We start from the raw sequence: 14,266 nt of genomic DNA on the forward strand, positions 1-14,266 counted from the left end.
TGGCCACCCTCCTTTCCGGAAGGTGGCCAACTGGTGTTTGGACTTTTACAAAATCGTGATATGTAGTTTCACTGTGTCATCGATCGCCTGAAACTCATGCAGCCATCGGGACAAAAGCTGTCCTTCGGTCGCTGCATTTTCAAAATGCAGGGAGGCATGAATCAAAAAGCGCATTCCTTCTTTGGATTCGACCTCCAGATGCCGCATTTCTCCTTGTGCCTGACGAAGCATTCCTTCCATCCGGTGCAGAACTTCATCGACCAGGATACAGTCGATCGACAGGAGCATTTTGGTATTGCTTGACTGGAAAAACCGTTTTTCCTGCCAGGGCCGGATGAGCGATAACGTGATCGTGATGGCCACCGTACCACCCAAGGTCAACGCATAAAACCCTGCACCGGCCGCCAGACCCAGACAGGCCACCGACCACAGGCTTGCGGCGGTGGTCAATCCCTTGATCGTCAGGCCTTCCCGAATGATGGTGCCAGCCCCCAGAAAGCCGATGCCGGAGATGACCTGCGCCGCCATACGGTCAGGCGTACTCCATGCACCATATTCTCCGGACTGCAAAAACAGCAGCTGGCCGGTAATCATCACCACACAGGCCCCAACTGCCACGACCATATGGGTGCGCATACCGGCTGGCCGATGGATTCGCTCGCGGCCGGCACCAATCACAAATCCAACCACCATGGCACACAACAATCGTAAAAAAATATCGGCAATCTCCATTTGCATCGGTCTCGCCTCCCACTTTGTTTCAGGGTATCACAGGATTGGCAAAGGGTCAAGCGCTTCCCGCAAATCCAAAAAATACCTTGACAAACCTGTCAAAATCGACTATACTTAAACAAGTTCTGCGGGTGTAGTTTAGTGGCAAAACTCCAGCTTCCCAAGCTGGCTATGTGGGTTCGATTCCCATCATCCGCTCCAAAAAAAAACGCATGCAAATCGCATGCGTTTTTTTCTTTTATCATCCAGCGGACTCTTTGATCTGTAACCATCCAGCCTGACGCCACTTATGAAATTCATGCTTGATGAACAGCAGAGAAAGCAGGAAGGACACTCCGTCTGCAACTGGAACGGCCAACAATGCGCCAGCCAGCCCAAACTGTGCCGACAGAATCAGCGACAGCGGGATGAGTACCACAGCTTGGCGCACCAGCGGCAGGGTCAGCGCCTTGACCGGCTGACCAATACTCTGGAAGAACGACGAAGTTGTCATATGTAAGCCATATACAAAGAATCCCAACATATACAGCCGGAAAATATAGGCACATGCGTCCAGATACACCGCATTATCAGCTACAAACAGCATACCGATCACCCGCGGGAAAATTTGATAGATGGCAAACCATCCAACCGATATCATCAGGGCGATCATCGAAGCCATGCGATAGGTCTTGCGCACCCGGTCATAGCATTTTGCACCGAAGTTATACCCATTGATTGGCTGTGTTGCCGAAGAAACACCGACAAACATCGCATGCGCAATCTGATACACCTTCATCAGCGCACCATACACCGACAGTGCAACGTCGCTGCCATAGGGCGTGGTTGCGCCATACTGCTTCATCAGGTTGTTCATCGTGACCTGCACCAAAGCAGTCATGATCTGCGTCAAAAAGCTGGGAATGCCCAGTTTCAAAATGCGCAGTGTGATGCAAGCGGTTGGGCGCAGCCATTCTTTATGGATGCGCACGGTCTGCAAATGCCGCAGATGCAGCAGGCACAGACTGCCGGCTGCCACCTGTCCAATCACGGTTGCAATCGCCGCACCGACAACGCCCATATGCAGCCCAAAGATAAAGATCGGGTCTAAAATCAGGTTGATCGCTGCACCCAGCATCATGCACTTCATCGTGAACTGCGGATTGCCGTCTGCGCGGATGACCGACGCCAGCAACGAGCTAAACAGCAAAAACGGTAAGCCCCAAACGATGATCCGGGTATAATCGAGCGCATCCTGGAAAGAAGTTTCGGTCGCGCCGAACAGCAACACAATATTTTCGGCAAAGATACTGCCCAATACGCCCAGCAACAGTCCTGCAATCAGCAGCAACGTCAAGGTATGGCTGATGACTTTATCCGCGGTTTCCTGGTCTTTGCGTCCCAAACAAAGATTCAAATTCGCAGCACAGCCATCCCCGAGCATCAACGCAATGGCAATCGTTACGATTGTCAAGGGGAATGCGACGTTTGTAGCCGCCATGCCGGTAATACCGACCCCTTGCCCAACAAAAATCTGGTCTGCAATATTGTATAAATAGTTGACCAGAAGTGTGAGCGTTGTTGGGATGGAATACTTGCAAAGCAGTTTGCCGATCGGCTCGGTCGACAGTGGATTCGATGTGGTTTTTTCCATACAAAAACTCCTCCCTTTTAACCCATCGATACAAAAGGATGCATGGAATCCAAATACAAAAAGAGCATTCGGTATGGCATAGATACCGAATGCTCTTGGTTTCATATTCTTTCTCGGATAAGACACACATGCATTCGACCCCATGCGTGTTTTCTTCTCCCTTCCAGACTAACTGTTGGCCCTAGAGTTCCACCGGGTTAGCTTGACGCTCGCGGGCTTTCACCGCCAGTAGAGAATATCTCATTTCCGAAGAAAACTTTTCGTTATTGTACCACTCTATATTGCACTTGTCAATCCCTCGGCAGACAACATTTTCATATGTTAAAAATATTTTGAAAACAAAAAAGAATCACTACATTTTGTAGTGATTCTTTTCGTGGAGCTGTTGAACAGATTCGAACTGTCGACCTCTTCCTTACCAAGGAAGTGCTCTGCCTGCTGAGCTACAACAGCAAATGGCGACCCGGAAGGGACTTGAACCCTCGACCTCTGGCGTGACAGGCCAGCGCTCTAACCGACTGAGCTACCGGGCCATTTTGGCAGGGGCAGTAGGGATCGAACCCACGGCACGCGGTTTTGGAGACCGCTGCTCTACCAGCTGAGCTATACCCCTATGTTGTGTATAGCAAGAAAACACTGAAGTTTTCTTTGCCAACTTTCTTTTTCAAAAGAAAGTTGGTGGTGGGCCTTCAGGGACTCGAACCCAGGACCGGACGGTTATGAGCCGTCTGCTCTAACCAACTGAGCTAAAGGCCCTTATCCTTGAAAGCAGATAGAAAATTTGCCGCCACTTTGTTGTCAGCAGCGGCAAACTCTGTCTTATTGGCTCCTCAAGTTGGACTCGAACCAACGACCCTGCGGTTAACAGCCGCATGCTCTACCGACTGAGCTATTGAGGAATATACAGGCATGCTCATTTTCATGAGCATGCTTTGGTGTAGGCGCTGAGTTATCTTCCCGGGCCGTCGCCAGCCAAGTATTGTCACCGTAAGCGAGCTTAACTACTGTGTTCGGGATGGGAACAGGTGTACCCTCGCCACCATTAACACCTACTTACTTTCTTGTGTACAAGAAAGTAAGCAAAGAAAACTTTACTTGCGCTTCGCGCTTTTCTTGCACACGGCTTCGCAGCTTTTAAACTATAACATATCGTCATCGTTTTGTCAAGACTTTTTTGGTGACCCGTGGGGGAATCGAACCCCCGTTTGCGGCGTGAGAGGCCGCCGTCTTGACCGCTTGACCAACGGGCCACATCTGGTCTTTACGCAGCTACAAAGATCTTCCCTGTGTTATACAGGTATTTTCTTTTTTGCTTTCTTTTTTCTTTTTATCAAAGAAAAAAGAAAGTGGAGCACCATCGGGGACTCGAACCCAGGTCCCACTGATTAAGAGTCAGTTGCTCTACCAACTGAGCTAATGGTGCATGTGAAAGGCTTGCACCCTGAACACTGAACAATACTTACTCACAATCGCTTTTTATCGAGATGCTTTTTCCTAATTCATTTTAGGTCAAGCCCTCGGCCTATTAGTATCAGTCCGCTGCACGTGTTACCACGCTTCCACTCCTGACCTATCCACCACATAGTCTACGTGGGGCCTTACTCCCGAAGGATGGGAATACTTATCTCGAGGGAAGTTTCACGCTTAGATGCCTTCAGCGTTTATCTCGTCCGTACTTAGCTACCCAGCTATGCCCTTGGCAGAACAACTGGTGCACCAGAGGTACGTCCACCCCGGTCCTCTCGTACTAAGGGCAGCTCCTCTCAATATTCCTACGCCCGCAACAGATAGGGACCGAACTGTCTCACGACGTTCTGAACCCAGCTCGCGTACCGCTTTAATTGGCGAACAGCCAAACCCTTGGGACCGAATTCAGCCCCAGGATGCGATGAGCCGACATCGAGGTGCCAAACCTCCCCGTCGATGTGGACTCTTGGGGGAGATCAGCCTGTTATCCCCAGGGTAGCTTTTATCCGTTGAGCGACGGCATTTCCATTCACATACCGCCGGATCACTAACTCCAACTTTCGTTACTGCTCGAACCGTCATTCTCGCAGTTAGGCTCGCTTTTGCGTTTACACTCATTGCACGATTTCCGTCCGTGCTGAGCGAACCTTTGAGCGCCTCCGTTACCTTTTAGGAGGCGACCGCCCCAGTCAAACTGCCCACCTGACAGTGTCCCCCGACCAGATTCATGGCCGCAGGTTAGAATTCCAGTATCCCAAGAGTGGTATCCCAAGGTTGACTCCACACAAGCTGGCGCCCGTGCTTCCAAGCCTCCCACCTATCCTGTACATGGAATACCGAAATCCAATATCAAGCTACAGTGAAGCTCCATGGGGTCTTTCCGTCTAGTTGCGGGAAACCGGCATCTTCACCGGTACTACAATTTCGCCGGGCGGGCTGTTGAGACAGTGCCCAAATCGTTACGCCATTCGTGCGGGTCAGAACTTACCTGACAAGGAATTTCGCTACCTTAGGACCGTTATAGTTACGGCCGCCGTTTACTGGGGCTTAAGTTCGCACCTTCGCTTGCGCTAAGCACTCCCCTTAACCTTCCAGCACCGGGCAGGCGTCACCCCCTATACGTCATCTTTCGATTTAGCAGAGAGCTGTGTTTTTGCTAAACAGTCGCTTGGGCCTTTTCACTGCGGCCTACTCTCGCAGGCGCCCCTTATCCCGAAGTTACGGGGCCAATTTGCCGAGTTCCTTAACAACCCTTCTCCCGTTGGCCTTAGAATACTCATCCCATCTACCTGTGTCGGTTTGCGGTACGGGCACCTTAGTATACACATAAGCTTTTCTCGTCTCTCACGCCAGTGACTTCCCTACTAAATTTCGGTCCCTTACGCCCGGGGCAACCATCGCCCGGGTTCACCTTAATGAAAGCGTCCCTTATGCTTAAAGTTCGGTGGTTACGGAATTTCTACCGTATGTGCATCGACTACGCCGTTAGGCCTCGCCTTAGCTCCCGACTAACCTTGGGCGGACGAACCTTCCCCAAGAAACCTTAGATTTTCGGCCATTATGATTCTCACATAATTCTCGCTACTTATTCCGGCATTCTCACTTGTATGAAGTCCACCAGTGCTCTCGCTCTGACTTCACCCCGCATACAACGCTCCCCTACCCAGACTTGCGTCTGCCTAAGCTTCGGTTAGATGCTTAGCCCCGTTACATTTTCTGCGCAAAACCACTCGACCAGTGAGCTATTACGCACTCTTTAAATGAGTGGCTGCTTCTAAGCCAACATCCTGGTTGTTTTCGCAGTTTCACATCATTTTCCACTTAGCATCTATTTGGGACCTTAGCTGTAGATCTGGGCTGTTTCCCTTTTGACCACGAGACTTATCTCACGTAGTCTGACTGCCATGAACCAATTAGCCGGCATTCTGAGTTTGATAGGGTTCAGTAACCTCGCGGCCCCTAGCCCATTCAGTGCTTTACCTCCGGTAATCTATCATAACGCTAGCCCTAAAGCTATTTCGGGGAGAACCAGCTATCTCCGAGTTCGATTGGAATTTCTCCGCTATCCACAAGTCATCCCCGGCCTTTTCAACGGACGTGGGTGCGGCCCTCCACGGTGTCTTACCACCGCTTCAGCCTGCTCATGGATAGGTCACCCGGTTTCGGGTCTAATGCAAGTAACTTAAGCGCCCTATTCAGACTCGCTCTCGCTGCGCCTCCGGTATTCCAATACCTTAAGCTTGCTACTTACATTAACTCGCCGGACCGTTCTACAAAAAGTACCCGATCACACATGAACGTGCTCTCGGTGCTTGTAGGCACAAGGTTTCAGGTTCTATTTCACTCCCCTCCCGGGGTCCTTTTCACCTTTCCCTCACGGTACTGCTCCTCTATCGGTCACTGAGTAGTATTTAGGCTTGGAGGATGGTCCCCCCATCTTCCCACAGGGTTTCACGTGTCCTGTGGTACTCTGGATCCAGCTAGCGTCCTATCAGTTTCGCCTACGGGGCTATCACCCTGTATCGCCGCTCTTCCCAAAGCGTTCGGCTACCAAAACAGACTACATATCGCTGTCCAAACCCCGCAAAGATTGCTCCTCACGGTTTGGCCTCTTCCGCGTTCGCTCGCCACTACTAGCGGAATCTCGGTTGATTTCTTTTCCTCGCCCTACTTAGATGTTTCAGTTCAGGCGGTTCCCCACGTTAACCTATGGATTCAGTTAACGCTGACAGAGTATTGCTCTGCCGGGTTTCCCCATTCGGAAATCCACGGATTAAAGCCTATTTGCGGCTCCCCGTAGCTTATCGCAGCTTGTCACGTCCTTCTTCGGCTCCCAGTGCCAAGGCATTCCCCTTGCGCCCTTTACAGCTTGACCTGTTCGTCGCAAAGTCCGCTTCGTTTCGTTTTCAGATGAATCTGAAAACTCCGCTCCGCTCCCTTGCTCCTCACTTCCGATTCAAACCCGCTGCGCTGGGCTTTGAATCGGCCCAACCGCTTCGAGGTTTCCTCGGTCGCTGTTATATTGCAAGAATTAGGATTATCTCGGTTATTTTAGCTATTTGTAGTACGATCTTTCGATCGTATCCCAACAATATTCAGAAAAACCATTTATTTTTTTGCTTAATTTCTTAAGCGGAATAACAAATTGTTTCCTCTATTGTTGCTTATTGCTTTCGTTATTGTTCAGTTTTCAAGGTGCAAATAAACTTCTTAATTGAAGTTTTCTTTGCTTACTTTCTTGTTCACAAGAAAGTAAGTGGTGGGCTTGAGAGGACTCGAACCTCCGACCTTACGCTTATCAGGCGTACGCTCTAACCACCTGAGCTACAAGCCCATAGTTATCACGGACGTCGGTCTTTTCGTCCCTTCGCCCTTGGTGGAGATGAGGAGGATCGAACTCCTGACCCCCTGCTTGCAAGGCAGGTGCTCTCCCAGCTGAGCTACACCCCCATATTACAGGGCTTCCGGAACGTTTTTCTTCTCAATTTCCACTTTTTGAAGGTACATTCCTTCTTTCGAAGGCTTACACCTTCCAAATTAAACAACGATCTGCCGTACGAACTCGATTGACCATAGGATATGAGACTTTATTCAAATCTCAGGTCTCCTTAGAAAGGAGGTGATCCAGCCGCACCTTCCGATACGGCTACCTTGTTACGACTTCACCCTAATTACCAGTCCTACCTTCGGCCGCGCCCTCCTTGCGGTTAGGCTACGGACTTCGGGTATTACCGGCTCTCATGGTGTGACGGGCGGTGTGTACAAGGCCCGGGAACGTATTCACCGCGGCATGCTGATCCGCGATTACTAGCAATTCCGACTTCATGCAGGCGAGTTGCAGCCTGCAATCTGAACTGGGACAGCTTTTAGGGATTTGCTCCACCTCGCGGTATTGCCTCCCTCTGTATGACTGCCATTGTAGTACGTGTGTAGCCCAGGTCATAAGGGGCATGATGATTTGACGTCGTCCCCACCTTCCTCCGTTTTGTCAACGGCAGTCCGGCTAGAGTGCTCTTGCGTAGCAACTAACCGTAAGGGTTGCGCTCGTTGCGGGACTTAACCCAACATCTCACGACACGAGCTGACGACAACCATGCACCACCTGTCACCTCTGCCCCGAAGGGAAACCCTATCTCTAGGGCGGTCAGAGGGATGTCAAGACCTGGTAAGGTTCTTCGCGTTGCTTCGAATTAAACCACATACTCCACTGCTTGTGCGGGCCCCCGTCAATTCCTTTGAGTTTCAACCTTGCGGTCGTACTCCCCAGGTGGGATACTTATTGTGTTAACTCCGGCACGGAAGGGGTCAATACCTCCCACACCTAGTATCCATCGTTTACGGCGTGGACTACCAGGGTATCTAATCCTGTTTGCTCCCCACGCTTTCGCTCCTCAGCGTCAGTTAATGTCCAGCAGGCCGCCTTCGCCACTGGTGTTCCTCCCAATATCTACGCATTTCACCGCTACACTGGGAATTCCGCCTGCCTCTCCATCACTCAAGACCAGCAGTTTTGAAAGCAGTTCCGGGGTTAAGCCCCGGGATTTCACTTCCAACTTACCAGCCCGCCTACTCGCCCTTTACACCCAGTAAATCCGGATAACGCTTGCTCCCTACGTATTACCGCGGCTGCTGGCACGTAGTTAGCCGGAGCTTATTCTTCAGGTACCGTCAAAATTCGTCCCTGATTAAAGATCTTTACAACCCGAAGGCCTTCTTCAATCACGCGGCGTTGCTGCGTCAGGGTTGCCCCCATTGCGCAATATTCCCCACTGCTGCCTCCCGTAGGAGTCTGGGCCGTGTCTCAGTCCCAATGTGGCCGTTCAACCTCTCAGTCCGGCTACTGATCGTCGCCTTGGTGGGCCGTTACCCCGCCAACTAGCTAATCAGACGCGAGCTCATCTCAGAGCAGACAAGCCTTTGGCATCAAAACCATGCGATCTCGATGCATTATGCGGTATTAGCAGTCGTTTCCGACTGTTATCCCCCACTCCGAGGCAGATTGCTCACGCGTTACTCACCCGTCCGCCACTAAGTTAAGAATTCCATCTCCGAAGAGATTTCCAAAATAACTCCGTTCGACTTGCATGTGTTAGGCACGCCGCCAGCGTTCATCCTGAGCCAGGATCAAACTCTCTAAAAATGTTATTAAAAGAGCTAAAAGCTCATCTAATCGACTTTAGAGTCTGACGTGTCGGTTTGACTTTTAAAACAGAGTTCCGACTTCTGTTTGGATTCTACCAGAGTAAAAACTCAAGCGAATTTTCAGGTTCGTCACATACTATTTAAAGTAAGCATTTCGTTGTTTAATTTGCAAGGTGCAATATTTGCTTCACCCTTTCGAGTGAAAGCTTATTTATTATACCAGACTTATTTCGCTCTGTCAAGAACTTTTTTAACTTTTTTCGAAGTTTTTCAACTTCGAATCTAGTTTATCAAGTTCTTTCGGAACTTTTCGAGCCGGTTCGCTATCCTTTCGGACAGCTTATTTAGTATACCGCATTTCGAATCACTTGTCANGTCAAGAACTTTTTTAACTTTTTTCGAAGTTTTTCAACTTCGAATCTAGTTTATCAAGTTCTTTCGGAACTTTTCGAGCCGGTTCGCTATCCTTTCGGACAGCTTATTTAGTATACCGCATTTCGAACCCTTTGTCAACAACTTTTTTCATTGTTTCCGAAGTTTTCTTTTCTCGGTCGCCGCTTCCGAAAAGCAGCTTAATTAGTATACGCCAGCTTTCTCCTTTTGTCAACACCTTTTTCCCGTTTTCGTCAAAAAAAGAGAGCAATCGTCCTTTTGCCCGATTGCTCTCACGTTTTTCACAGGATTTTAGTCTTTTGCCAATCTTTTGCCGTCGTAGCGGGTCGGATGGAACATATAGGAATAGGTCTTGGCTCGGAAACCGATCTCCCCCAGTACATTCACTAGATTATTCACCAGATCGGGTCGCATATCGCGCTGCGACAAGGCAATTTTCAGCGTATCCCGGTACGAACTAACCAGAATACCAAACGGCTGATGGGCGCACGGCAAAATGGCACCATAATCTGCAATATGGCGTTCCATGCTGATCGGAATATTAAACGGCCCAATGTTTGTCAAAATAAAGCTGTCACGCCGGATGTATGCGCGTGCCTGCTCCCGCATCATCTTTTCCTTTTCATCAATCGGCATATCAGCATTGTGCCCGGTATATACCCGATTGGAATTTTTCAGCGCCCAGAAGGCGGCATGCGGCAGGGCGCGCTGGGTATCAAAAAAGGCGCTCAGCTTCTGGCAAGCCTCGACAAACGGAAGCTGGAAATACTCATAATAAAACGGCAGATCGAGCAGAGCAACAAAAAAGCGGACAGTTGGCGATTTGATATAAGTACGCAAGTCCATCGGCACCTCGGCAACGATGGCTTCGTCATGGTCGGTGCCAACATAATACGTGCGATAAATGGCATGGCAGATCGCCGTCATCAAAAAGGTCAATGGAGAAATATCATTCTGCTTGACAAAACGGCGCACCTGGGAAAACGGCATGGTGATTTCGGTCGTCAGTTCATCGTCATCTTCGTGGCCGTCGTATTCGGGCAAATGAAATGCGGGCACATCGTCAATGTGATTTTCGTCCGACTGCTCTGCTTTCTGCAATTTGACAAACCCATCCTCGTTTTCGGCGGGCTGGAAATCGGTTTCCAGTGTGCGGATGCTCCCGTCGTTTTCAATCGCGTACCCACGCAGCTTCAAATAGTAAAACAGCACGCATTTGATAAATTCATTGAAGCCGCGCCCGTCGCTGGTGCAGTGCTGGTATTCCAAATAGATCGTATTTTCTTTATACCCGCAGCAGAATAAATATCCATTCGTATCGTCCGAGCCAATATAATACGGCGAAATATCCTCAAACGGCAAAACCACCGGCGGTTTATCCAAAAGTCGATATTGGTACTGTTTTTCTCCGCGCTTGAGGCCTAACCCCATCTGCGGGAAGCGCAGCAGCGTGATTTTCAGCGCTTCTTTGAGCAGTTCGGGGTCGACCGGCTCGGTCATTCGGATGATATGCCGCGGCGCGGTGGTCAGATCGCAGTTGGTTGCATACATAAAAATACTGCCATAGCGGTCCACATCGAGCAGATGGTTGACCACATGGTTCATCATATTATAATTCACAGTTCTTCCTCCTGGCACGCCGTGCGTGCAAACCGTAACTCTCTATTCTTCCTTCTTTAAGTATATCGGTTCGCTTTCCGGAATGAAAGGGGCGAATTTGCCATATTTTTGTATTTCACCTTTGGTTTTACTGGTCACTTTTCAAATTTCCCCGGAAAATAACCACCTTAAACCGCAAAAACCGCAAAAATTTTGCCAACATTCGCCTCACAGGCCGGGATATCGGTAGTGTTCCGCCGCAAATTCTGGTATACTGGTTGTATCTTAACTTTTGAAAATGGAGGCTTTGTTTATGCAGACCCATTACGCCCACTTGCCCAAAATTCTGCTCCCGCGGACCGGTATCGACCTGTCCAAATGGGCGGTTGTTGCCTGTGACCAATATACCTCCCAGCCCGATTACTGGGAAGAAACCGACCGCTTGGTCGGGGATGCGCCATCCACCTTGCGTCTGACCCTGCCCGAAGTCTATCTGGAGGAGGACGATTGTTCTGAGCGTATCGATGCCATCCATCAGACCATGCACCAATACTTAGCCGACGGGATTTTGACCGAGCAGCCCACAGGTGCCATCCTGCTGGCCCGCGACACCGGCGGTCCCTGTCCGCGCTGCGGTTTGGTGCTGGCCTTTGATTTGGAAGCGTACGACTATACCCCGGGTGCTGCTTCCCCCATTCGGCCGACCGAAAAAACTGTGGTCGAACGCATCCCGCCCCGCCTGCAAGTGCGTCAGGGCGCTGCCATTGAACTGCCGCACATCATGCTGCTCATCGATGACCCTGACCGCACGGTCATTGAACCGCTATACGCCCAGCGCGTACAGTTTTCCAAGCTTTACGACGTGGAACTGATGCAGCGCGGTGGCCACCTGACCGGTTGGTTCATCCCACAGGGTGCGCAAACCGACGCGCTGCTGGCCGCGCTCGCGCATCTGGCCGACCCGGCGGTCTTTGCCGCGAAATATGATTTGACCCAGCCGCTGCCCGTGCTGCCTTATGCGGTGGGCGATGGCAACCACTCCATGGCGACCGCCAAGGCCTATTGGGAGGAAATCAAAAAAGACCTGACTCCGGCCGAACAGGCCGACCATCCGGCACGCTTTGTACTGGCCGAAGTGGTCAATGTTCACGATGAAAGCCTGATGGTCGAGGCCATTCATCGCGTCGTGTTTGGCGTGGATACCGTCGATCTGCTGGACGGCGCGACCGCCTTCTTCCGGGCACATGGAGCCGATGCGACCGTGCTCGAAGCTGTACCGCACGAACTGCCCCACGGCGCACAGGCCTTCCCCTTCCGCGCAGGCGACCGCACCGGCTGCCTGCTGGTGAAAAAGTCTCCCTGGGCGCTGCCGGTGGCCTCGCTGCAAGCCTTTTTGGACGATTATCTGGCGTCCCATTCTCAGGCGCGCATCGACTACATACATGGTCTGGATGTGTTGGAAGATCTGTCCCGCCAGCCGGGCAATGTCGGCTTCGCGCTGCCCGACCCGGCCAAAGAAGATCTGTTCCGCGGCGTGATTCTGGACGGTGTTCTACCGCGGAAAACGTTCTCGATGGGCGAATCCCGTGAAAAGCGGTTTTATATGGAGGCCAAGGCCATCGTGCCCAACGCACGCGCCTGATTGCATCCTGCAAAGGAGGATACTTTGAATACTCTGCTTCTACTCAGCGCGATCGTATTGGTGGCCTGCATTGCTGGCAATAAGCTGTCCAGCCGCATCGGTGTGCCAACCCTGTTCTTCTTCATTGCCCTGGGCATGCTGTTCGGTTCGGACGGTCTCTTTAAAATCGAGTTTTCCGATTACTCCTTTTCCGAGCAGGTCTGTTCGGCGGCCCTGATTATCATTATGTTCTACGGCGGCTTTGGCACCAAATGGAGCGCCGCCCGGCCGGTCGCCAAAAAAGCGGTGCTTTTGAGCACGCTCGGCGTACTTATCACCGCGGGGTTGACCGGTCTGTTCTGCCATTTCGCCTTGGGCACCAGCCTGGCCGAAGGGCTGCTGATTGGCTCGGTGCTTGGCTCGACCGACGCCGCGTCGGTGTTTTCCATCCTGCGTTCCCAACGGCTGAACCTGAAATACGGTACCGCGTCCATGCTGGAAATCGAAAGCGGCAGTAACGACCCTTGCGCTTATATGCTGACCATTGTCCTGCTTTCGGCGCTGGAGGGTGGACTGTCCCCCGCGCAGATCGCCTATTCGGTTTTTGCACAGCTTGTGTATGGCGCGACCATCGGCGCCGCCATTGCGCTGGGAGCCGGTTGGGTGCTGCGTCACATCCGCTTGGGCGACAATGGTCTGGATTCCATCTTTTTGGTCGCTGCCGCTCTGGCATCGTATGCCCTGCCGTCGCTCATCGGCGGCAATGGCTACCTGAGCGCCTACATCGCCGGTATCTTGCTCGGCAACCAAGATTTGCCCCACAAACGCAGCCTGGTTGATTTCTTCGACGCGTTTAACGGCATGATGCAGATGCTCATTTTCTTCCTGCTCGGTCTGTTGGTATTCCCTTCCCGTTTGCCCGAGTATTTCCTGCCATCGCTGCTCATCGCGCTGTTTTTGACCTTTTTGGCGCGCCCGATCGCGGTCGCTCTGCTGCTCACCCCGTTCCGCGCCCCTCTGCGGCAGCAGCTGATCGTGTCCTGGGCTGGACTGCGCGGCGCGGCTTCGATCGTATTTGCGATTGTGGCCGTCGTATCGCCTGCCTATGGCAAGGATTCGATTTTCCAAATCGTATTCTGTGTGGTACTGCTGTCCATCTTCTTCCAGGGTACGCTGCTGCCCCGGGTCGCTCGCAAGGCTGATATGCTGGACAGCCGCGAAAACGTACTGCGCACGTTTACCGACTACTCAGAAGAAACCAGCATTCAGTTCATCCGTTTGGAGATCGCTCCCGGCCATCCGTGGTGCGACCAATATATCCGCGATTTGAATATTGTGCCCGGTACACTCATCGCCGCCGTGCTACGGCAAGATGAAGTGATCATGCCCAAGGGCGATACCCGTCTGCAAGATGGAGATGCGGTCATCCTGGGCGCCAAGGGCTACTGCGGCAAGGATGGAATCGAGCTGCACGAGCGCACGGTCGAGCCCGGCCATCGTTTCATCGGCCAGCCGCTGCGCGCCTGTGAATTCCGCAAAGATACGCTGGTGGTGCTCATCCAACGCGCCGGGGCAGACATCATTCCCGATGGAGAAACCCGCATCCAAGAGGGTGATACCCTGGTACTCTATCACAAAAGCTAATAAAAAGCCGTCCGGCAAATGCCGGACGGCTTTTC

General features: G+C 51.6%; 5 protein-coding genes, 10 tRNA genes, 3 rRNA genes and 1 riboswitch. Of the genes, 3 read left to right on the forward strand and 15 right to left on the reverse strand.

From position 1 onward, the window contains the following. Positions 1-45 precede the first annotated feature (45 nt). Positions 46-738 carry an MgtC/SapB family protein gene (locus EFB11_RS04845; protein ID WP_122789180.1) on the reverse strand — a complete coding sequence of 231 codons (693 nt, stop codon included), beginning with the start codon at positions 736-738 and terminating at the stop codon, positions 46-48. 121 nt (positions 739-859) lie between these two features. On the opposite strand from EFB11_RS04845, the gene EFB11_RS04850 reads away from it, so the two are divergent. Next, positions 860-933: transfer RNA gene (locus tag EFB11_RS04850), tRNA-Gly, on the forward strand. Between the two features lie 40 nt (positions 934-973). Here the strand turns inward: EFB11_RS04850 and EFB11_RS04855 are convergent. The 14 genes from EFB11_RS04855 to EFB11_RS04920 all read right to left on the reverse strand — a co-directional run bounded on the left by EFB11_RS04855 (position 974) and on the right by EFB11_RS04920 (position 10,987). Then, positions 974-2,365, reverse strand: coding sequence for an MATE family efflux transporter (locus EFB11_RS04855; RefSeq protein WP_122789181.1), 1,392 nt, complete (start codon positions 2,363-2,365; stop codon positions 974-976). Between the two features lie 147 nt (positions 2,366-2,512). Beyond that, a riboswitch (FMN riboswitch) is annotated at positions 2,513-2,623 on the reverse strand. A 119-nt stretch (positions 2,624-2,742) separates the two neighbouring features. After that, positions 2,743-2,818: transfer RNA gene (locus EFB11_RS04860), tRNA-Thr, on the reverse strand. A gap of 3 nt (positions 2,819-2,821) precedes the next feature. Continuing rightward, positions 2,822-2,898, reverse strand: a tRNA-Asp gene (locus EFB11_RS04865). A gap of 4 nt (positions 2,899-2,902) precedes the next feature. Further along, positions 2,903-2,978, reverse strand: a tRNA-Trp gene (locus tag EFB11_RS04870). Between the two features lie 66 nt (positions 2,979-3,044). After that, a tRNA-Ile gene (locus EFB11_RS04875) sits at positions 3,045-3,121 on the reverse strand. A gap of 67 nt (positions 3,122-3,188) precedes the next feature. Further along, positions 3,189-3,264: transfer RNA gene (locus tag EFB11_RS04880), tRNA-Asn, on the reverse strand. A 37-nt stretch (positions 3,265-3,301) separates the two neighbouring features. Beyond that, positions 3,302-3,418, reverse strand: a 5S ribosomal RNA gene (rrf, locus tag EFB11_RS04885). 122 nt (positions 3,419-3,540) lie between these two features. Then, positions 3,541-3,615, reverse strand: a tRNA-Glu gene (locus EFB11_RS04890). A gap of 97 nt (positions 3,616-3,712) precedes the next feature. Beyond that, a tRNA-Lys gene (locus EFB11_RS04895) sits at positions 3,713-3,788 on the reverse strand. An 82-nt stretch (positions 3,789-3,870) separates the two neighbouring features. Further along, positions 3,871-6,707 (reverse strand): 23S ribosomal RNA (locus EFB11_RS04900). A gap of 382 nt (positions 6,708-7,089) precedes the next feature. Next, positions 7,090-7,166 (reverse strand) — tRNA-Ile (locus tag EFB11_RS04905). A gap of 40 nt (positions 7,167-7,206) precedes the next feature. After that, positions 7,207-7,282, reverse strand: a tRNA-Ala gene (locus EFB11_RS04910). A gap of 162 nt (positions 7,283-7,444) precedes the next feature. Then, positions 7,445-8,972: ribosomal RNA gene (locus tag EFB11_RS04915) — 16S ribosomal RNA — on the reverse strand. The 16S, 23S and 5S rRNA genes sit together here with 9 tRNA genes alongside, the layout of an rRNA operon. Before the next feature lie 686 nt (positions 8,973-9,658). Next, on the reverse strand, positions 9,659-10,987 hold the full coding sequence (locus EFB11_RS04920; RefSeq protein WP_122789182.1) for a hypothetical protein: 1,329 nt from the start codon (positions 10,985-10,987) through the stop codon (positions 9,659-9,661). A gap of 292 nt (positions 10,988-11,279) precedes the next feature. Here EFB11_RS04920 and EFB11_RS04925 point away from each other — a divergent pair, with 292 nt between their 5' ends. After that, positions 11,280-12,608 carry a DUF1015 domain-containing protein gene (locus EFB11_RS04925; protein WP_122789183.1) on the forward strand — a complete coding sequence of 443 codons (1,329 nt, stop codon included), beginning with the start codon at positions 11,280-11,282 and terminating at the stop codon, positions 12,606-12,608. A gap of 24 nt (positions 12,609-12,632) precedes the next feature. Then, positions 12,633-14,231, forward strand: a complete 1,599-nt coding sequence (locus EFB11_RS04930) for a potassium/proton antiporter (RefSeq protein ID WP_122789184.1) — start codon at positions 12,633-12,635, stop codon at positions 14,229-14,231. The last annotated feature ends 35 nt before the right edge of the window (positions 14,232-14,266 follow it).

It is taken from the genome of Intestinibacillus sp. Marseille-P6563, assembly GCF_900604335.1.
Taxonomy (GTDB): Bacteria; Bacillota; Clostridia; order Oscillospirales; family Butyricicoccaceae; genus Butyricicoccus_B.